General features: G+C 70.5%; 11 protein-coding genes, 2 tRNA genes and 1 pseudogene. 6 read left to right on the forward strand and 8 right to left on the reverse strand.

Annotation, left to right across the window (positions count from 1 at the left end; translation table 11 throughout):
• Positions 1-4 precede the first annotated feature (4 nt).
• On the forward strand, positions 5-2,203 hold the full coding sequence (locus tag ACLJQF_RS40560; RefSeq protein WP_410615611.1) for a tetratricopeptide repeat protein: 2,199 nt from the start codon (positions 5-7) through the stop codon (positions 2,201-2,203).
• Between the two features lie 161 nt (positions 2,204-2,364).
• Positions 2,365-2,529, forward strand: a complete 165-nt coding sequence (locus tag ACLJQF_RS40565) for a hypothetical protein (protein WP_410615612.1) — start codon at positions 2,365-2,367, stop codon at positions 2,527-2,529.
• A gap of 6 nt (positions 2,530-2,535) precedes the next feature.
• Here ACLJQF_RS40565 and ACLJQF_RS40570 read toward each other — a convergent pair whose 3' ends face one another.
• The 7 genes and pseudogenes from ACLJQF_RS40570 to ACLJQF_RS40600 all read right to left on the reverse strand — a co-directional run bounded on the left by ACLJQF_RS40570 (position 2,536) and on the right by ACLJQF_RS40600 (position 13,539).
• On the reverse strand, positions 2,536-3,159 hold the full coding sequence (locus ACLJQF_RS40570) for a TetR/AcrR family transcriptional regulator (RefSeq protein WP_410615613.1): 624 nt from the start codon (positions 3,157-3,159) through the stop codon (positions 2,536-2,538).
• A 15-nt stretch (positions 3,160-3,174) separates the two neighbouring features.
• Positions 3,175-4,572, reverse strand: a complete 1,398-nt coding sequence (locus tag ACLJQF_RS40575) for an MFS transporter (RefSeq protein WP_410615614.1) — start codon at positions 4,570-4,572, stop codon at positions 3,175-3,177.
• A 112-nt stretch (positions 4,573-4,684) separates the two neighbouring features.
• Positions 4,685-5,549, reverse strand: a pseudogene (locus ACLJQF_RS40580) (alpha/beta fold hydrolase).
• A gap of 231 nt (positions 5,550-5,780) precedes the next feature.
• Positions 5,781-5,852, reverse strand: a tRNA-Glu gene (locus ACLJQF_RS40585).
• A gap of 240 nt (positions 5,853-6,092) precedes the next feature.
• The gene (locus ACLJQF_RS40590) at positions 6,093-10,958 is read right to left on the reverse strand and encodes a DNA repair ATPase (protein WP_410615615.1); all 4,866 of its coding nucleotides are present in this window, start codon (positions 10,956-10,958) and stop codon (positions 6,093-6,095) included.
• A complete protein-coding gene (locus ACLJQF_RS40595; RefSeq protein WP_410615616.1) occupies positions 10,955-12,964 on the reverse strand; it encodes a flotillin family protein in 2,010 nt (669 codons plus the stop codon). The genes ACLJQF_RS40590 and ACLJQF_RS40595 overlap by 4 nt, the downstream gene beginning before the upstream one ends.
• A gap of 5 nt (positions 12,965-12,969) precedes the next feature.
• Positions 12,970-13,539 (reverse strand): hypothetical protein, encoded by a 570-nt coding sequence (locus tag ACLJQF_RS40600; protein WP_410615617.1) that lies wholly within the window; start codon positions 13,537-13,539, stop codon positions 12,970-12,972.
• Positions 13,540-13,774: 235 nt separating this feature from the next.
• On the opposite strand from ACLJQF_RS40600, the gene ACLJQF_RS40605 reads away from it, so the two are divergent.
• Positions 13,775-14,917 (forward strand): Fic family protein, encoded by a 1,143-nt coding sequence (locus tag ACLJQF_RS40605; RefSeq protein ID WP_410615618.1) that lies wholly within the window; start codon positions 13,775-13,777, stop codon positions 14,915-14,917.
• Between the two features lie 74 nt (positions 14,918-14,991).
• Here the strand turns inward: ACLJQF_RS40605 and ACLJQF_RS40610 are convergent.
• Positions 14,992-15,064: transfer RNA gene (locus tag ACLJQF_RS40610), tRNA-Thr, on the reverse strand.
• A gap of 180 nt (positions 15,065-15,244) precedes the next feature.
• On the opposite strand from ACLJQF_RS40610, the gene ACLJQF_RS40615 reads away from it, so the two are divergent.
• The 3 genes from ACLJQF_RS40615 to otsB all read left to right on the forward strand — a co-directional run bounded on the left by ACLJQF_RS40615 (position 15,245) and on the right by otsB (position 20,837).
• The gene (locus ACLJQF_RS40615; protein WP_410615619.1) at positions 15,245-16,744 is read left to right on the forward strand and encodes a threonine/serine exporter ThrE family protein; all 1,500 of its coding nucleotides are present in this window, start codon (positions 15,245-15,247) and stop codon (positions 16,742-16,744) included.
• A gap of 82 nt (positions 16,745-16,826) precedes the next feature.
• Positions 16,827-18,269, forward strand: a complete 1,443-nt coding sequence (locus ACLJQF_RS40620) for a trehalose-6-phosphate synthase (RefSeq protein WP_410615620.1) — start codon at positions 16,827-16,829, stop codon at positions 18,267-18,269.
• Positions 18,270-18,302: 33 nt separating this feature from the next.
• Positions 18,303-20,837 (forward strand): trehalose-phosphatase, encoded by a 2,535-nt coding sequence (gene otsB / locus ACLJQF_RS40625; RefSeq protein ID WP_410615621.1) that lies wholly within the window; start codon positions 18,303-18,305, stop codon positions 20,835-20,837.
• Positions 20,838-20,910: the final 73 nt, after the last annotated feature.

Raw genomic sequence — 20,910 nt, forward strand, 5'->3', positions numbered from 1 at the left:
AGCCATGCCGGACTTTGGAGCGGAATTGAAGCGTCGACGGATGTCGGTCGGCATGTCACTGACCGGACTCGCAGCGTCCGTCCATTTCACCAAGGGCTACCTCAGCAAGGTGGAGAACGGCAAGGCCCGCGTGAACCGGGACCTCGCCAAGGCCTGCGACCAGGCACTGGGGGCCGGCGGAGAACTGCTCGCCCTCGTCGCGGAATCGGCATTCCCCGCGCGCCGCAGCGCCGGTGGCATCGTCGGGCTGCCGGACAGCGGCCGGTACTTCGTCGGCCGCGAAACCGAACTAGAAGCGCTTTCCGCGCTGCTCCTCGGCCCGGACGAGGCCCGGGTCGGCGTGGTGCACGGAATGGCGGGAGCCGGCAAGACGGCACTGGCCGTCGCCGCGGCCCGGCAGGTCGCGGGCACGTTCCCGGACGGCTGCCTGTTCTTCGACCTCCGGGGGCACACCCCCGGGGCCGTCGAGCTCTCGTCCTGCGAAGCCCTGCACCGGCTGCTGTGCCTGCTGGACGTCTCGGCCGATCAGCTCCCCGTCGACGAAGACGGCCTGGCCAACCTCGTCCGCGACCAGCTGCGCGGGCGGCGGATGATCCTCGTGCTCGACAACGTCCGGTCCGCCGAACAGATCCGGGCCATCGCCGACGGCGAGACGTCGTCGCGGATCCTGGTGACCAGCCGCGGCCGGCTGCCCGCACTCGACGACGCCTGGCACTTCCCGGTCGGGGTGCTGCCGCTGGGCGACTCCGTGCGACTGCTGCGGTCCGTCGCCGGCGACCACGCACCGGCCGACGACGACGTGGCGACCGAGATCGTCCGGCACTGCGGCCAGTTGCCGCTCGCGGTCCGGATCGTGGCCGCCCGGTTCACGGCCGGCGGCTGGACGGCGGCGAAGCTGCGCGACCGGCTGGCCGACGAAACCACCCGGCTCGGCGCGCTGGAGGACGGCGAGCGAAGCGTCGCCACCGCGTTCGCCGTCTCGTACGAAGCCCTGCCCGGCGACCAGCGGCGGCTGCTCGGGTTGCTCGCCCTGCACCCGGCGGCCGCCGCGGAAACCAGCGCCGTCGAAGCGCTCGCCGGTCTCGACCCGGGCGAAACGGACCGGCTGGTCGACCGGCTGCACGACGCCCACCTGGTCGTCCGCGACGAACGGGGGTACGTCGAACTCCACGACCTGATGCGCACCTTCGCGGCGAAGCACGCCCTTCCCCAGGTGGAACCGGACGACCGCGAAGTCGCCGTACGCCGGCTGGTCGAGCACCTCGTCGCGCTGACGGTGGCGGCCGACGAGCTCGCCGAGCCCTACCGGTTCCGCCCGCCCACCGGCCTGCCGGCACCGGCCGCCGTGCCCTTCTCGGACGCCGAGAGCGCCCTCGCCTGGCTGGGCGCACAGTGGCCGACGCTCGCCGACATCGTCGAATCCGCGGCCCGGCACGGGCTGCCGGACCGCTGCTGGCAACTCGCGTTCGTGCTCCGCGCGTTCTTCTTCCGCGAGAAGCTGTTCGAGCCCTGGATCCGGACGCACGAGTGCGCACTCGAAGCCGCGCGCGCGGCCGGCGACCCGAGTGCGACCGGCATGATCCTCAACAACCTAGGCATGGCTTACATCGAGTCGGGCCGCGCCGACGACGCGGTCCGCTTCCACCAGCAGGCGCAGGAGCAGTTCGCGCTGGCCCGCGACGACCGAGGCACGATCGACGCGCTGTCCAGCCTGGCGTGGGCGCGCCTGTACCGCGGCGAGGCCGAGCCGGCCCTGGCCGATCTGACGACGGTGCTGGCCGTCTACCGCCGGACCGGCCGCACCCGGAACGTGGTCATCGCGCTGCGCGGCATCGCGCTCGCTTCGGTGGCCTTGGACCGGTTTCCCGAGGCGCTGGCCGCGGCGCAGGAGGCGGCCGGGCTCGCCCAATTGCCGGTCGACCGGGCGATGTCGGCCAGTTGCGAGGCCTGGATCCACTTCCGCGCGGGCCGCTGGGAAGAGGCCACGCGCGGTTACCACCGGGCGGCCGAGGTGGCCGACGACGCGGGCAGCGAGTACGAGCGGGCCCGGGCGTTGACGGGCCTGGGAAACACCGCGGCCGCCCGCGGAGACCGGACGGAAGCGGATCGCTGGTGGGCGGAGGCGGCCGCGTACCGGGTGACGCTCGACCCGGCGGTGCTCGGCGAGGCCGAATACCGGAACCGGCCGGCGTTCGCGGAGTAGCGCCACCGGCCGGGGGTTTCCCCGGGGGAAAGCCGGTTCAGGTAACGGGAAACGCCTTGTCGCACCCCACTTCCGGCGCGCACCATCAAAGCAGAACGAATTTCGCCGACACCGCGAAATCCACAAAATCCCGTTGAGCGGGGAATTCCGAGGAGCCTGCCATGATGGTCGTCTGTTCCCTTTCCGCCCTCGTCCGCACCGCCCTGGGCATCGTCGCGCTGGCACTGGTCGCCGGGCTGGCACTCGCCGGGCCGGCCGCGCCGGAAAGCACGCCCGGCTCCGGCCCCGCCATGTCCACCGCCACCGCCGAGCCCGTCACGCACTGAGCGCCGTCACGGCCCCAGGTGCTCGATCAGCCTGGCCAGCTGGTCGGCGTACCGCCGGACGAACTCGGGCGAGTCCGCGCCGGTCCCGGTCAATCCGTCCACCACGTGCGGCAGCGTCACCGGGGCCATCGCCGCCGCCATCAGCAGCACCGTCAGGCACTCCGGGTCGACCCAGTCCGGCAGGCGGCCCTCGGCCTTCAGGGCGCCGATCTGCTCCACCGTCCCCGTCAGGCGCTGCGAGCGCGGCGCGTGGTCGGGGTCGGTGTCCGGGCCCTCGTACTCCAGGCCGGACCACGCCAGCAACCGGACGCCGTCGCGGTTGGCCGGCGCCTCCAGCGCCATCCGCCGCACCTGTTCGGACAGCGGCAGGTCCGGCGCCATCAGCTCGCTCTGCCGCTGCCCCCACCCTTCCGACATCGCCCGGTACAGGCCTTCTTTGCCGTCGAAGTAGTACGAGATCAGCTGCTGGTTCACCCCGGCCCGCGCCGCGATCGCCGCGATCCGCGCGCCGGCGTAGCCCTTCGCCGCGAACTCCGCGCCCGCCGCCTCCAGGATCAGCCGCCGGGTGCGCTCCGGATCCCGCTGACGCTCCTGCGGCTTCGGCGAACGGCGGGGCTTCGACGCGGTCACGCCGCGAACTATACGTCAACCAACCGCTTGACTCTGCGGAACGGACGGTTGAGGCAGTACCGCCGTCAGGACCAGGGCCGGCACGAGCACCCCGGCGCTGACCGCGAGCGCGCCCGCCGTCGCGGTCGCCGATCCGCTGTCGAGCCGGGTGAAGAACACCGTGCCGAACAAGGCGATCCCGGTCGCCGTGCCGAGCTGGACGGTCGTGTTCACGACGCCGGACGCCGCACCGGCCCGCTCGGGCCGGATCCCCGCCATCGAGGCGGCGAACAGCGTGTTCAGCACCGCGCCCAGGCCGAGCCCGACGGCGATCACCGGCACCACCAAGGCCCACCCGCTCAACGCGGAGTCCATGAAGGACACCAGGACCGCGAGCAGCACCAGCCCGGCCAGGAGCACCGCGACGGCGCCGGCGGTGAACGCCCGCCCGAGTTTCGGGGCCAGGCGCATCGCCAGGACGTTGCCCACGACGATGCCCAGCGTCGACGGCGCGAACGTCAAAGCCGCTTCCCACGGCGTGAAGCCGAGCCCGAGCTGCAGGTGCAGGGTCAGCACGAAGAAGACGCCGACCGCGGTGTTGACGCAGAACAGGACGGCCTGGCTGCCGGCGACGTGCCGCAGCAGGTCCGGCGGGAGCAGCGGTTCGCCGCCGCGGCGGAACTGCCGCCGCTGGTGCCAGGCGAACACGCCGAACAGCGGGACGGCGGCCGCGAGCAGCACGACCGACCACATCGGCCAGCCCAGCTCACGGCCCTGCACCAGCGGGTAGAACACCGCGAACAGCGCGGCGGTCAGCAGCGCCAGCCCGACGGGGTCCATGCGGTGCCGGAAGAACCCCGGCCGGGCCGGCATGGTGACCAGCGCGCCGGCCAGGGCGAGCACGCCGATCGGCAGGTTCACCAGGAAGATCGCCCGCCAGCCGGTCCCGAACAGGTCGGCCTCGGTCAGCGCGCCGCCCAGCAGCGGCCCGGCGAGCCCGCCGACCGGGAACGCGGCCGCGTACCAGGTCATCGCCTTCGGCCGCTCCCGCTCGTCGAACTCCGCGTGGACGAACGACAGCACCTGCGGCACCATCAGCCCGGATCCGACGCCCTGCACCACGCGCGCGGCGATCAGCACGCCGACGTGCCCGGCGAGCCCGGCGGCGAGCGAGGCGGCCGTGAAGACGAGCATGCCCGCCACGAACAGCTTCTTCGGCCCGTGGCGGTCGCCCAGCCGTCCGCCGGTGATCAGCGTGAGCGCGAAGCCCAGCGCGTATCCGGCCGAGATCCACTGCAGCGCGGACTCGCCGGTGCCGAGCTCCCGCCGGATGGTCGGCAGCGCCACCGCGACGATCTGGTTGTCGATCATGTCGACCAGTACCGCGAGCACCGCGACCGCCAGTGCCCACCACCTGAGCGCGTGCTTCTCCACGACGTACCTCTTCTCCCCGCAGTGACCGTGCCGCAGCCATGGTCAACCAACTCGACGACTCTGTCAACTAAACGTTTGATTGAGTCCGTCGAGTGGCGGAGAGAGGTGAAGGTCAGCCTTCGAGCACCTCCCGGAGTTTCTTGGCAAAGGCTTCCGGCTGGCCGGCGTAGCCGAACTCGCCACCGAGGAAACCGCCGTGGTGACTCGGGAACACGGTCGCCTCCTGCCCGAGCAGCGCGGCCGTCCCGATCGCGGCCCGCCCGGTGAACACTTCCCGGGACTCTTCGCCGACCGCGACGACGATCCGCGTCGGCGCCGCGGCCAGTGCCTCGACGTCGAGCCGGTAGGCGGTCACCGCGAGCGAGCGGTCGGTCAGCAGCGGATCGTCGCGGCGGCCGTCGTCTTCGGTGGGCAAGCCGAACTGGGCCGGGTCCGCCGGTGGGAGCGCGAAGTAGGCGTCGGTGAACTCGCCCTGCCACGACGTCATCGCGAAGAACGCCGCCATCCCGGCGCCGAAACCCTTGGCCTGGTAGGCATCCCGCATCGCCTGGCCGGCGCGCTCGGCCGCCGCGGCGTCCGGCAGCGACCCGGTGAGCGGCGGCTCATGGGCGACGAATGTGCTCACGTCCGCCGGGTACGCCGTGACCAGCGCGAACCCGGCGACCGCACCCCCGCTGCTGCCGAACACCTCGACGGCGCCGGCCCCCAGCGCCTGGACGACGGCATGGATGTCCTCTGCCTGGACGGCGGGCACGTGGTCCTCCCGCCCGTCCTTGCGGACGCTGCGCCCGAGCCCGCGCGGGTCGTAGGTGACCACGGTGCGATCGGCGAAGTGCGACGCCAGCGAGCCGAACCCCTCGGCGGTCATCGGCTGCCGGAGCATGAACAGCGGTGGCCGCGGGCTCTCGGCGGGCGCCGGGGCCATGGACGTCGTAGACGATGTCGGCTTCGGGTGTTTCCAGTGTGTGCGTGGTCATCGGGACTCCCCTCGTCTGGTCTCATCGAGACGGTAGACCGGGGGACCGACAATTTCCGTCGCACGGATCCCAGGGATCGGTGGTCGCGCGCCGTGGTGTCGAACCACGTCGGCGAGGCTTATGAAGCCCCGCTGGCTGCCGAGCCGCGCGCGTGGGTTGGCCGACCGGACTCGCACCGGCTTCGCCCGGGGTCACAGCCCGGGGCCTCGTCTCCTTCGGCTTCGGCCAAGGTAGCGCGTCCGGGAGTCGAACCCGGGTCTCCCGGGTGAGAACCGGGGATCCGTACCGCTGGACCAACGCGCTGGGCGCGCCCGCGTCCGTGCACTGATTGCGACGAAGACGAGCGCTGGGGAAAAAAGCTCAAAAAGAAAGCCGCCCGGATCGGTTTCCCGATGGGCGGCTCCCTCGACCACGACGCGGCTACGTCATGGCGGGAACCCCCGAGGAATGCGGCATGTGTCGCCATTCCATGGCCATCATGCTGCCCTCCTCGGTTCGGGTGGCACCCATCCTCGCCGCCGCCGAGCGCCGGCGTCAACGCAATTAAGCGTCTTCCCGGGCTAGCCGCTGTGCCGCGCGCCCGATGGCCGTCTCGACCGCACCCACCCGATCGGCCAGCAGGCCCACCGCGCCGACCGCGCGGCTCAGCGGGTCCGCGCCGTCCCCGCCGAGCGCCTGCGCCCGCAGGTACGCGGCCTTGACGTCGGCCCACCGCCGGGCCTGCTCCGCGGACAGCCGTCCCCGCAACTCGGCCAGCTTGAGCAGGTTGGCCTCGGCGCCCGAGGTCAACGTCTGGGCCTCCCCGGCGTAGTGGTCGTCGATCAGGGCCTCGAGCTCCGCGTCGTCCATGACGGGCACGATCCGCTCGGCCAGCTTGTTCATGTTCCGGTACGAACCCTGCAGCTGGAACGGCGGTTCGGTCCGCGAAGCATCCGCCTGCGCCGCCGAGGCGATGTAGGCCTGGTTGTTCGCCAGCACCGTCCGCTGCACCCGCAGCAGCTTCCGGAGCACGGCGAGGATCTGCTCCAGCTCCGTCGCCGAATACGCCTGCGAAAGCTGGTCGGCGCGCACGGAACCGTCGCCGCGCGCCATCCGCACCAGAACGTCCACATCGGACCGCTCCCGGGCCACGAGCGGAGCCAGCACGGCGTTCGACGTCAACGAGTTCTCGACGTAGCTCAGCGCGAAGAGCTCTTCCTTGCCCGACAGCACGTCGCCGAGGTTCCACACGTCCGCGCGGTTGGCGAGCATGTCCGGGATGCGGAACCGCTTGCCCTGCTCGGTGTACGGGTTGCCGGCCATGCACACCGCGAACCGCTTGCCGCGCAGGTCGTAGGTCCGGGTGCGGCCCTCCCATACGCCTTCCATCCGCCGCTGCGCGTCGCACAACGAGATGAACTTCTGCAGCAGTTCCGGCGAGGTGTGCTGGATGTCGTCGAGGTAGAGCAGCACGTTGTTGCCCTGCTCCAGCGCGAACGAGATCTTCTCGACCTCCTGCCGCGCGGTCGCGTTCGGCGCATCGGCCGGGTCGACCGAAGTGACGTCGTGGCCCAACGCCGGCCCGTTGACCTTGACGAAGACGAGCCCGAGGCGGCTGGCGACGTACTCCATCAGCGTCGTCTTGCCGTACCCCGGCGGTGAGATGAGCAGCAGCAGCCCGGACTGGTCGGTGCGCTTGGCGTCCCCGGCCGCGCCGAGCTGCTTGGCCAGGTTGTCGCCGATCAGCGGCAGGTAGACCTCGTCGAGCAGCCGGTTCCGCACGAAGGCGCTCATCACCTTCGGCTGGTACTCGGCCAGCCGGAGCCGGTCGCGTTCGGCCGCTACCAGCTCGTTGCGCAGCCGCTGGTAGGCGCGGAAACCCGGCACGCGGTCACGCCGGAAGCGGTGCGTCCTGGCGAGTGTCTCGTCGAGCCGGACCGGCACCGATCGCCCGGTGATCCGCGGGTGCGCGCCGAGCAGGCCGTCCACAGTGGCCGTCAGCGTCGCCGACGAGTCGTACCGCGGCAGGTCGCACAGCTCGATCGCGACGGCTTCGGGCAGCTCGTCGACCGGCAGCCCGACCGAGTCCACAAAGGACCGAAGCCAGGCGTCGGCGAGCTGGTACCGGTCGGCCAGGTCGTCGAGGGAACCCAGGTCTTCGGCGAAGCTCCGCCGGTCGAGCCGGAACTTGTCCAGCACCGCCCGCGCGCCGCCGCTGGTGACGAACCCGGACGGGGTGACGGCGAGCTCCTCGACCAGGTACTCCCCGGAAAACTCGGTCTCGAGCCCAAGTCCGCCGGTGAACGCCGTCACCGCGTCGGTGAGCTCCCGCGCCAGCTCGTCGATCGCCCGGGTGGGGCCGAACGCCTCCCGCACCCGCGCGAGCGACGCGGCCCGCGTCGTCCACGCGGCCTTGGCCCGCTCGTCGGCACCGAACGCCCAGAACAGCTGGGCCGCCGCCCGAGCGGTAGGCGGGTAGCGCAGCAGCCCGGCGGCGGACCGCAGCCGCAGCAGCGCCGCCAGGATCGCGGCGGCGTCGTGGTCGTGCACCCCGCGCGCGTACCCCTCGTCGTAGCGCTCCCCGGCCACGCTCCGCACGACGTCGAGCAGGTCGGCCTCGACCAGCTCGGCCACCGGCCGTTCGGCGAGGATCGACGTCGCGAGGTACTCGGCCCGGTAGACCTCCGGCGACTCCGAGACCAGCAGCTGGTCCCAGTACGGCCGCGTCGCCTCGAACGAGGAGTCCCGCACCGGCGCCCGGTAGTCGGTGCCGGTGATCGCGAACTTCATCGTGCCTTCGTGCGGCACCAGCGTCAGGTCGATGTCCTGGGTGTTGACGGCGAAGGTGTGGCGGCCGAGGCGGATCGTCTCGCCGCCCTCGCCGTAGAGGTCGAGCCGGTCGCGCAGGGCCCGGCCGGCCTCCTGGCGAGCGGCCTTCACCCGGCCTTCGAGCTCCTCGGCCCGCACCTGGTCGCCGAGCGCCCGCAGGTCCGCGACGACGCTGCGCAGCTTCGAGACCATCGGATCGGCCGCGAAGTAGGTGTTGATCTCCTCGGCCGAGCCGAGCGAACCGACCCGGCGCGTCACGCTGCCGAGGATGCGTCCGGCCGACTCGACCAGCCTGTCCGCCCGGCGCGCCCGCTCGTCGAGCAGCGCCTGCTTGCGCGAGGAGAACGCCTCGTAGACGTCGGTGCGCTTCTCGCCGAGCGCGGTCAGGAAGTCGTCGAACTCCCCGAACCGCGATTCGAGGTTCTCCAGCTGCAGCAGCAGCCGGCCCAGCTGCTCGTCGCAGCGCTCCGGCGTGTCCGCGACCGCGAGCCCGCCCGTGATGGCCTGCGCGAGCAGCGCGAACTCGGCCGCGAACTCCGCCCGGCCCTCGGTCTCCAGGAGCTCCTTGCGACGCGCGTCGAGCGTGGCCCGGGCGCGGTTGACGGCGCCGATCACCTCGCCGACGCGCTCCAGGATCTTCGTCCGGACCACGGCGTCGGCGATGTCCAGCCCGCCCACGACGTCGGTGAGGACCTCCAGGCCGGCAGACTGCTCGTCGAGCCGATCGGCGACCGGACCGGCCTCGGCGACGGTCTTGATCGCGCCCGCCGCCGCGATGAGCCCGTCTACTTCGGCGTGGTAGCCGGTGAACGCCTCCTCGCCCTGCAGGAACCGCACGGCCCGCTGGGCGGCCTCGGCGAACTCGCGATCCAGTTCGGCGATCAGCGTGTCCACGCGCGCGGTGTCGGCGTACCGCAGCTCCCGCACCGTGACCAGGCGCCCGCGCGCCCGGTGCATCTCGGCGAGGCGGCGCACCCACGCGTCCGCCGCGTTCAGCGCTTCGCCCCGCACCCGCCGCACGAGCGACGCGGTGTCGGCCGCCGCGGTGTCGACCGCCTCGGCCGCCTGCGCGGTGAGCGAGGTGACCGTCTCGAACTCGTCCAGCACCTGCTCGGCGGTGACGCGGACGTCGGACAGCGGCGAGCGCAGGTCGCCCAGCTCGGTCTCGCCGAGCCAGTGGTAGTGGTCGAAGACCCGGGCGCAGGCGGCGATCAGCGCCTCGAACACCGCCGCCGACGGCGCCATCTCGCCGATCATCCGGGTGACCGACAGGCAGTCCGAGATCCCGCGGACGAGGTCGGCGTTCCCGACCCGCTCCAGCGGCCCGGTGCCGGCCGGCTGCGCCGCGGCGTAGGTGTCGGACTGGAACGGCGTCCGCCAGACCTGCATCGGGTGGACCCGGCTCGGTTCGTCGGACAGCGCGCGGAACAGGATCATCGTGCCGTCGTCGAACAGCGAGTACCCGTGGCACGGGATCGGGTTGGCGACCTCCTTGCGGATCACGTTGTACGGCAGCAGCAGCGAGCGCCCCTCGGCCCGCGCGTGGAAGACGTACAGCACGTCCTCGCCGTTGGGCGAGCGGATCACGCGCTCGAACTCGAGACCGTCCACAGTGGTGTCGAACGTCTTGCTGACGCCGGTGTCGAGGTAGTAGCCGCCGGGGAAGATGATGCCGTGGTCCTCGGGGAGGCGCTGGCAGGCCTGCCCGATGCCGTCGAGCCGCACGACGTCCTGGGTGCGGGTGTTGAACACCAAGTAGCGGTACGTGGTTTCCTTGTACGGCAGCATGCGCAGCAGGATCAGCGGGCCGATCCGGGCGTAGGAGACCTCGGCGTCGGCGAGGCTCTGCAGCGGCTCGTCCACCGGCTCGGCGTACACGCCGGCTCCGGTCTCGGTGTTGTTCTCGACCTTGACCGTCAGGTTGCCGCCGACGGTCTCGACGAACACCTCGTCCTCGATCGAGATGTGCGGGTGCCGGCCGAGGACGTGGTCCTCGCGCGTCGTCTCGATCCACTCGAAGTCGTGCGACGGCGGGAAGACGTGGTCCCGCTCGCCGCGACTGTCCAGGTAGGACACCGTGCCGTCGGCCGCGATCGCCCACCGCAGCACCCGGATGTCCTCGGTGCGCGGGCCGATCTGGAACACCGCGAGCAGCTTCCCGTCCAGCCGGCGCAGCTGCAGCAGCTTCGCCTGCCGGTAGTACCGGTAGAGCTCCCCGAAGTCCCGCCCGAACTGCTCGTCACGAAGCAGCTCGGGCAGCTCTTCCGCGCTGACGTCGTCGAAGCGGAATGCGTCTTCGTCGCGGCTGAAGCGCTGCAGCGAGAAGACGTCGTCGATCGCCGTCTCGGGTTTCAGCCCGATGAAGACGTTGTAGCCGAACAGCATCCGCCCGTCGACCGCGACGATGTCCCGGGGCACGCAGTTGTTGGCGGTGCGGATGCGTTCGGTGCCGACCAGCGCGAGCTGCGCGCTGCCGAAGACCGCCACCCGCCGCGCGTTGAGCTCGTCCGCGCGTTTCGCCAGCTCGGCGGCCTGGGCGGCCAGCCGGACGCGGAGCACGTCATAGGTGCCCGCGTCCAGCTTCGTCTCGGCCGCCGTCACTGCTTCGCGGCGACGACGGTGGCGACCGACGTCTCGGCGAGGCCGAGCCGCTGCGCCGTGGTCATCAGCTCACGGAGCTTGTCGCTGTCCGGCCCGCCGGCCTGCAGCTGCTTCGCCAGGAAGGCCGACAGCGTCAGGTTCTTCACGTCTTCGGTGCTGACCGCGCCGATCAGCTTGGCGAGGTCGTCGGTGAAGTTCGCCGACCCGTTGAGGTAGGGCCGCGCGAGCGATCCGACGACGTCGGAGTGCTCCACGAAGCCGTCCACGCTCTTGCCGAGGCCGATCGAGCCGACGATCCGGTCGAAGAACGTGGTCTCGCCGCCGACGATGTCGATGTCGGCCTTCTCCAAGCCGGCGCTGAGCACGACCGCCTGCGCCTCGGCGACGTCCCGCTGCACGTCGAGCGCGGCCAGCCGGATCTCCTTCTCGGCGTCCAGCCGCAGCCGGTACTCCTCGTGCTCCCGGCTCGCGCTGTCGAGCGCGGCCAATGCAGCGGCCTTCTCGGTGAGCCCCTCGGCCTCGCCCTTCAGCTTGTCGCGCAGGGCATCGGCGAGCACGGTCGCCTTCTCGCGTTCGACGATCGCCTCGGCGCGGCCGACCTTCTCCAGCGCGACGGCGTCACGCTCCCGGACCTGCGCGGCGGCGAGACCCGCGGCGGCCTCTTCGGCCTGGATGCCTTCGGCGAGCCGGATCTTGGCCCGCGTCTCCAGCTCGGCTGCCTGCTGGCGCGCCTCGGCGAGGGTCAGCTCCTCGCGGGCCTTGAACTTGGCGGCCTGCTCCGCGGCCTCGGCGGCCTTGATGCCCTTGACCAGGTTCTCCTGGGCTTCGGCCTCGGCGCGGATGACGACCGCCTCGCGGTTACGCTGGGCCTCCTCGACCACGCGCAGCTTCTTGATGTTCTCTTCCTGCTCGGCGACGGTCTTCTCGACGGCGATCCGCTCCCGGATCACCTCGGCGATCGACCGCTTTTCGGTCTCGAGTTCCTTGTCCTTGGAAATCCGGGACAGCTCGGTCTCGCGCTCGCGGCCGATCACTTCGAGCAGGCGGTCCTTTTCGATCCGCTCGGACTCGATGGCGATGACGCGTTCGCGGTTCTTGCCCGCAACTTCGATTTCGCGCTGCTGGTTCTGCTGCTGGATGCCGAGCTGCTCGTCGGTGCGCAGCTGCGCGGCCTGCGACTTGAGCCGCTCCTCCGCCTGCACCTTGAGGGTTTCCGCTTCTTCGCGCGCCCGCATGGTCTCTATTTCACGACGCTGCTTGATTTCCGCGTCGGCCTGGCGCCGCTCCAGTTCGAGGATCGCCTCACGCGCGTCGACGTTCTGGCGCGTGATCTCCTTTTCTTCGTGACGGCGGAATTCGTTGGTGCGCACGTGCTCGATCGCCGTCAGCTCGGTGATCTTGCGGATACCCTGCGCGTCCAGGATGTTCGCCGAATCGAGCGACGCCATCGGGGTCTGCTCGAGGTAGTCGATGGCCGCGTCTTCCAGGCTGTAGCCGTTGAGGTCGGTGCCGATGACACGGATGATCTGGTCGCGGAACTCGTTGCGCTTGGTGTAGAGGTCGACGAAGTCGAGCTGCTTGCCGACGGTCTTCAGCGCCTCGGAGAACTTCGCGTTGAACAGTTCCTGCAGGGTGCCCTCGTCGCTCGCGCGTTCGGTGCCGATCGCCTGCGCGACCTTCACGACGTCCTCGACCGTTTTGTTGACTCGCACGAAGAACGAGATCCGGATGTCGGCGCGGATGTTGTCGCGGCAGATCAGGCCTTCCCGGCCGGTGCGCTCGATGTCGATCGTCTTCACCGAGATGTCCATGACCTCGGACTTGTGCAGCACGGGCAGCACGACCGCGCCGGTGAAGGTGACGTCGACCTTGCGCACCTTCGAGATGATCAGCGCTTTGCCCTGCGGCACCTTGCGGAACAACCGGCTCACGACGAACAGCAGCACGAGGACGATCAGGACCACGACGGCGATCAACACGCCGGCCCCCAGGCCGATGGCATCCATTCAGTTCAGTCCTTTTCTGCTTCGAGTTCCATGGGGCTGACCCAGAAGAACTCACCCGCGGAGTCGTAGTCGTAGATGACAACGCGGCTGCCCACCCCGAGGTTGCCTTCGCCGGCCAGTCGAATTTGGACGATCGCCGACGACCCGTCGGCAGCGGTGGCCTCGGCCTGCCCGAAGTCCTCGGTGACACTCGACGTCCGCACGACGGCAACCCGGCCGACGAAGTCCTGCCGCGTCGGCTCGGCCCCGGCGAAGACCCGGCGCAACGGCAGGATGATCACCCGGGTGGCGAGCGCCCCACCGACGAGCGCGGCCAGGAGCACCACGAAGCCGAGCAGGATCCGTAGGGGCGCGCCTTCGATGAGAACCGTGCCGACGAAGCTGAGGAACCAGCTGAACGCGACGAGCAGCGACAGCGAGATGGACAGCGGGACGCCGCCGAAGAACCCGATCTCCCCGTCTTCGATGTCGAGGACGCCGAGCAGCGCCAGCGCCCAGTAGCCGACCACGACGACCAGCAGGAAGCTGAACAGCACGGCAGGAAAAGCCAAGGCCGCGGTGACGAACCCGCTCATCGTTTCCATCCCCCCATGGCGGGCCCGGCAGCACGGGGCCCTGGCCAGCGACTATATCCGGCAGCGGGGAGAGGGGACGAACATTTCGGACACGAGCTCATCTCGCCACGGTGTCGCCCGGCTCGTCGGTTAAGCCGCTACTATTGAAATCAAACCATCGACATGTTGGTATACTATCCGACATGGAGGCGGTTAGCTGACCATCACACCGATGGCGCCTATCCGAGTTACAGACATGTTGTTCGAGGCACCGGAACTCGACGAACGCGAGCGGGAGGTCCTGGCGCAGGTCGAGGAGCTCAAGGCGGCCCTGCGCTTCCAACTGACCGAGCCCCGCCGCTGGGCGGGTTCCCTGCGCCGGGTATCCCTCGCCCGGGCCATCCAGGGATCCAACAGCATCGAGGGCTACGAAGCCGGCCTTGACGACGCGGTCGACGTCGCCGCCGGCGAGGAACCACTCGAAGTCGACGAAGAAACCCGCCTGGCGCTGCGCGGCTACCGCGAAGCCATGACATACGTGCTGCAACTGGCCGAAGACGACGGATTCCAGTACAGCGACCAGCTGCTGAAAAGCCTTCACTACATGATGACGAACTACGCGCTGAAGAACCGCCCTGGCCGTTGGCGGGCCGGGAGTATCTACGTTCGGAACGACAAGACGGGTGAGATCGTCCACGAGGGGGCGGACCTGAGCCTGGTGCCGGTGCTGATGCGGGAACTGGCCGCGGAGTTGAACACCGCAAGCGAGTGCCCGGACGTCGTTCGCGCCGCCATGGCCCACCTGAACCTGGTCATGGTGCACCCGTTCCGCGATGGAAACGGGCGCATGGCCCGCTGCCTGCAAAGCCTGGTACTGGCGCGGAGCGGGGTGCTGAGCCCGGTGTTCATGAGCATCGAGGAGTACTTGGGGCAGCACACGCAGGCTTACTACGACGTACTCGGCGAAGTGGGCGGCGGTTCTTGGCAACCTCGGCGCGACGCGCGCCCGTGGGTCCGGTTCACGCTGACCGCACACCTGCACCAGGCACGCACGATGCTCCGGCGCGTCAAGGAAAGCGAACGAATGTGGGCGGAGCTGGAAACGCTCGTCCGCGGCCGGAGCCTTCCCGAGCGGAGCTCCATGGCGCTGTTCGACGCGATGATCGGCCTCCGCGTGCGCAATGCCACTTACCGTTCCTACTTCGAAGACAGCCCCGACGAAATCACGGAAGCCACCGCGAGCCGCGATCTGCGCGCCCTCGTCGCCGCCGGCCTGCTCGAAGCGAAAGGCGAAAAGCGAGGACGGCACTACGTCGCCAAGCCACCCCTGGTCGAGATCAGGCAGCGGGCGCGGGCAGCGCGTGCCCCGGAAGACACGGCCGACCCGTTCGCAACCTGAACTGCCTCGGCGGCCGATGGGACCGAAACCGACCAGGGAATTCCCGCACCACGGAGACTCCCGGATCGGGACTGAGCCGCCAAGGGGGCTCGAACCCCTGACCTTCTGTTTACAAGACAGATGCTCTACCAGCTGAGCTATAGCGGCCTGGCGCCAAGACGCCGGACACAGTGTACCGAGCCGCCGTCCGTGATCCGCTCGGGAGGCAGGATCCGCAGGTCCAGCCCACCGTCGGGCAACGTGGTGGACGCCACTCCATGATCCGTGCAACGGTCGACGGGTAGCCGTCGATGGTCATCGAGGAACGAGCGAGGAGGTGGATGGATCATGAAGATCAACGAGCGCACCAACGGGGACTCGGCGACCAGATGGCCGCTGCTCGAACCCCCCGCGCAACGACCCCGGGTCCACCGCCCGAACCTGCTCAAAAGAAGGCCGTGGCACGTCCTCGAAGCGCCCACCGGCGAGTTCCCCGCCGTCGACGCCGAAGAGGCGATGGGGCCGCAGCTGCCCGACGAGGCCACCGTCAACTTCGTCCTCGACCTGAGCCTGCGCATCGGCGAGGTCCAGATGGCCAGCGGCGCCGGCGCGTCGGACGTCACCGCGACGATCATCGCCATCGCCGGCGCCCTCGGGCTGCCGCACTGCGAGGTCGACGTTATCTTCACGTCGATCACCGTGACCTGCCACCGCGGCACCGACCTGACGCCCATCACCGCGCTGCGCGTCGTGCGGAGCCGGAGCCTCGACTACACGCGGCTGACCGAGACCGAGAAGCTCGTCCGCCGGATCGTGCGCGGCCACATGGGGGCCGAGCAGGCGCAGACCGAGCTGGAGCGGATCACCTCCGCGCCGCACCCGTACCCGCGCTGGGTCGCGACGCTGTCGTGGGGTGGCGTGGCCGCGTTCGTCACCATCCTGCTCGGCGGCGGGTTCGACATCGCGCTCGTCGCGTTCGTCATCAGCGGTGTCATCGACCGGGTCGGCCGGGTGGTGAACCGCTACGGGCTGCCGTTCTTCTTCCAGCAGGTGATCGGCGGCCTGGTCGCGACGCTCTCGGCCATGGTCATCGTCAGCAGCAACGTGCTGACCACCGACAAGCCGACGCTGGTCGTCGCGGCCGCGGTCACCGTGCTGCTGTCCGGGCTGTCCACCGTCTCGGCCGTGCAGGACGCGATCACCGGCTACAACGTCACCGCCGCCGGTCGCACCATGGAGACCGCGCTGATGTCGGCGGGCCTGATCGCCGGGGTCGTCCTCGCCCTGCGGATCGCCGTCATGCTCGGCCTGCCGCGCACCCCGTTGCCCGAGGTGACCGGGTCGACGCCGCAGCAGTTGCCGCTCGTCGTGCTCGGCGGGGCGGGCGCCGCCGCGTGCTTCGCGCTCGCGAGCTACGCCAAGATGCGCGCGATGCTGGTCGCGGCGGCCGCGGGCGGCATCGGCGCCGCCGTCTACGGCGCGCTCATGCTGGCCCGGCTGGACGGTGTCAGCTCGTCCGCGGTGGCCGCGACGCTGGTCGGCTTCTGCGGGGGCGTGCTCGCGCGGCGACTGGGCGTTACGCCGCTGGTGGTCGCCGTGTCCGGGATCACTCCACTGCTTCCGGGCCTGTCGACCTACCGTGGTCTGTACCAGATCGGGGTCGACCCGAGCGGCAACATCTCGACGCTCATGACGGCCGTCGCAATCGGGCTTGCCCTGGCAGCGGGCGTGGTACTCGGGGAATGGCTCGCCCAGCCGGTCCGCACCGGCCTGGGCAGGCTCGAGCGGCGGTTCGCCGGACCGCGCATGGCTGGTCCGCTCGAACCGACCGAACGAAGCTTGGAGTAACCCAGACGTCACGGGCTGTTCATCGCTCACGCGATAGGGTTTCACTCTGGGGCCGCGACCCAGGACGCGAGGAGCAGCAGCTGTGAGTGAGCAGAAGGAGAACGGGAACCAGGCCGATTTCGTCGTGGTGGCGAACCGGCTACCGGTGGACCTCGAACGCACCTCCGAGGGCGACCGTCGCTGGACGGCCAGCCCCGGCGGGCTGGTATCGGCGCTGGAGCCGTTCCTGCGGTCGCGCAAGGGCGCCTGGGTGGGCTGGCCGGGCGTGCCCGACGTCGACGTCGAGGAATTCGACGACGACGGTCTCGTGCTGCACCCGGTTTCGTTGAGCGCCGACGAAGTCCGCGACTACTACGAAGGTTTCTCCAACGCGACGCTGTGGCCGCTCTACCACGACGTCGTCGAGCGCCCGGTGTTCGACCGCGCGTGGTGGAACAGCTACGTCAAGGTGAACCGCCGGTTCGCGCAGGCCAGCGCCGAGGTCGCCGCCCCGGGCGCGACCGTGTGGATCCAGGACTACCAACTGCAGCTGGTGCCGGCGATGCTGCGCGAGCTCAGACCGGACCTGCGCATCGGCTTCTTCCTGCACATCCCGTTCCCGCCGGTCGAGCTGTTCATGCAGATGCCGTGGCGGGCCGCGATCATCCGCGGCCTCACCGGCGCCGACCTGGTCGGCTTCCACCGCCCCGGCGGGGCCCAGAACTTCCTCTGGCTGTGCCGCCAGCTGATCGGCCTCGAGTCGACGCGCGGTGCGGTCGGCGTCCGGTCGCGGCCGGGCACCATGCAGGTCGGCGACCGGACCGTGCGGGTCGGCGCCTTCCCGATCTCCATCGACGCCGCCGGCCTCGACAGCCTCGCGCGCACCAAGGGCGTCCAGGAGCGGGCCGCCCAGCTGCGGCGCGACCTGGGCAACCCCAAGACCGTCATGCTCGGCGTCGACCGGCTCGACTACACCAAGGGCATCGACCTGCGGCTGCAGGCGCTGCACGAGCTGCTGCACGAGGGCAGGCTGCAGCCGGACGACGTCACGTTCGTCCAGCTCGCCACCCCGAGCCGCGAGCGCGTCGAGCACTACCAGCGGATGCGCGGCGAGATCGAGCAGATGGTCGGGCGGATCAACGGCGAGTTCGCCCGCGTCGGCCACCCGGTCGTGCACTATTTGCACCAGTCCGTGGACCGCACCGAGCTGGCCGGCTTCTTCTCCGCTGCCGATGTCATGGTGGTGACGCCGCTGCGCGACGGCATGAACCTGGTGTGCAAGGAGTACGTCGCCACGCGGCACGATCTGGGCGGAGCGCTGGTGCTTTCCGAGTTCGCGGGTGCGGCCGCGGAGCTCTCTAGCGCATTCCTCGTCAACCCCCACGACCTGGACGGGGTGAAGGACGCACTAGTGGCTGCCATTACCCTCGACCCGGCAGAGGGCCGTCGCCGGATGCGCGCCATGCGTCGCCAGGTCCTCACGCACGATGTCGATCGTTGGGCGCGCTCCTTCCTGCAGGCTCTGGGTGCCGAAGCGGTCGATTGACCCGAACGACCACGCACGAGCTCCCGAGGAGGAGTGTTGACTGCCGAGGCCCTGCCCGCCGAGCTGCGGCGTGCGATCGTCCAGATCGCCCGCACGCCGCGCCTGCTGGTCGCTTGCGACTATGACGGCACGCTGGCACCCATCACCCTCAACCCCGACGAGGCACGCCCGCTGCCCGAGTCCGTCGGGGCCCTCAGATCGCTCGCCGGTCTGCACGAGACCACCACGGCGGTCATCTCCGGCCGTGCGCTGCGTGATCTGGCCACGCTCTCGCGGCTGCCGTCCGAGGTGAACCTCGTCGGCAGCCACGGCTCGGAGTTCGACATCGGCTTCATCCACGCCCTCGACGAGAAGGCGCGGGAGCTGCACCGGCGGCTGGAGTCCGAGCTCGAACAACTCGTGCTGGACGTCCCGGGGGTGTCGCTGGAGGTCAAGCCGGCGAGCATCGCGGTGCACGTCCGCCGCGCCGAGCACGAGGCCGGCCGCCGCGTGCTCGCGGCCGTCCACTCCGGACCGTCCACGTGGGAAGGCGTCTCGACCACCGACGGCAAGGAGGTGGTCGAGCTGGCGGTCGTCCAAACGGACAAAGGCCGCGCACTGGACATTCTGCGCCACCAGGTGGGCGCCACGGCGGGGATCTTCCTCGGCGACGACGTCACCGACGAGAAGGCCTTCGCCCGGCTGTCCGGCCCCGACCTGGGCATCAAGGTCGGCGACGGCGAGACGCTCGCCGCGTTCCGCGTGCCCGACACCGTCGACGTCGCGCTGGTGCTCGGCTTCCTCCTCGAGGAGCGCCGCAACTGGCTGTACGGCGAGTCGGCCCCGCCGATCGAGCGGCTGTCGATGCTGGCCAACGAACGCTCGGTCGCGCTGCTGACGCCGGACGCCAAGCTGACCTGGCTGTGCCACCCCGGGCCGGACGCGCCCGCGGTGTTCGCCGACCTGCTCGGCGGCGAAGGTGCCGGCCACTTCTCCATCAAGCCGCACCGCAACGGCCTCCCGCTCGGCCAGCGCTACCTGCCGAACACGATGACGGTCGAGACGCGCTGGTCGCGCCTGCTCGTCACCGACTACCTCGAGCCGGAAAGCGCGCCGCACCGGACGGACCTCGTCCGGGTGATCTCGGGCGAGGCGGCGGCGAGCGTCAAGTTCGCGCCGCGGCCCGAGTTCGGCGGTGTGCCGGTGAAGCTCGAAGTCACCGAAGGCGGCGTGCGGGTGCTCGGCACGTCGGAACCGTTCGTGCTGTATTCGCCGGGCGTCGAGTGGACCATCACCTCCGACGGCCTGCACGACACCGCGTCCGCGCTGGTGCAGCCGACGCCGACCCAGCCGGTCGTGCTGGAGCTGCGCTGCGGCACCACGGACCTCGGCCCGCACGAACTGTCCGAAGTGGAACGCCGGGACCGCGCGGGCCGCTACTGGAGCGAGTGGACGTCGAAGCTGCAGCTCCCGGCCGTACAGACCGACCTGGTGCTGCGTTCGGCGCTGACGTTGCGCGGCCTGGTCAACACCGACACCGGCGGCGTGCTGGCGGCGGCGACGTCGTCGCTGCCGGAGGAGATCGGCGGCGTCCGCAACTGGGACTACCGCTACTGCTGGATCCGCGACGCCGCGATGACCGTGCGGGAGCTCGTGCACCTGGGCTCGGTCGAGGAGGCCGAGGGCTACCTGCGCTGGCTGCACGGCGTGCTCGCCACGCTGGCCGGCCCGGAGCGCCTGCACCCGCTGTACACCCTCGCCGGCAGCGTCATCGGCGCCGAAGCGGTCATCGAATCCCTGCCCGGTTATGCCGGTTCGCGCCCGGTTCGCGTCGGCAACCTGGCGAACCACCAGGTGCAGCTGGACGTGTTCGGCCCGGTCGTCGAGCTCGTGCAGACGCTCGCGTCGGCGCGCCACGAGCTGCGCGACGAGGACTGGCAGCTGGTCCGCGCGATGGCGGAAGCCGTGACGCGGCGCTGGAACGAGCCGGACCACGGGATCTGGGAGGAGCGGCACGTGCCGCGCCACCGGGTCTACTCGCGGGTCATGTGCTGGGTCACCATCGACCGCGCGATCAAGCTGGGCGAGCAGTACGGCCGGGAGATCCCGGGCAACTGGCACGGCCTGCGCGAGGAGATCAAGCACGACGTCCTCACGCACGGCTGGAACGACGAGGTCCAGGCCTTCACCACGGCCTACGACGGCACGGACCTCGACGCGGCCTCGCTGTTCGTCGGGCTCACCGGGCTGATCGACCCGGCCGACGAGCGCTTCCAGCAGACGGTGACGGCGATCGAGGCGGAGCTGCGCAGTGGGTCCACTGTGTACCGTTACCGCCGCGACGACGGCCTGCCGGGCGGCGAGGGCGGCTTCCACATCTGCGCGGCGTGGCTGATCGAGGCGTACCTGCTCACCGGGCGGCGCACCGAGGCGCAGGAGCTGTTCGACCAGATCGTCGCGGCGGCCGGCCCGACCGGCCTGCTGCCGGAGCAGTACGACCCGATCGCGGAACGGTCCCTCGGCAATCATCCGCAGGCGTATTCCCACATCGGGCTCATCCGGTGCGCCAACTTGCTGGCGGCGAGTTAGCCCTTTCGGTCCGAAAGCCTCCGAAGGCCACCACCAGGGCATCCAGTGCCCTTATGGTGGCCTTCGGAGCATT

The organism is Amycolatopsis sp. lyj-109 (assembly GCF_046548995.1).
Classification (GTDB): Bacteria; Actinomycetota; Actinomycetes; order Mycobacteriales; family Pseudonocardiaceae; genus Amycolatopsis.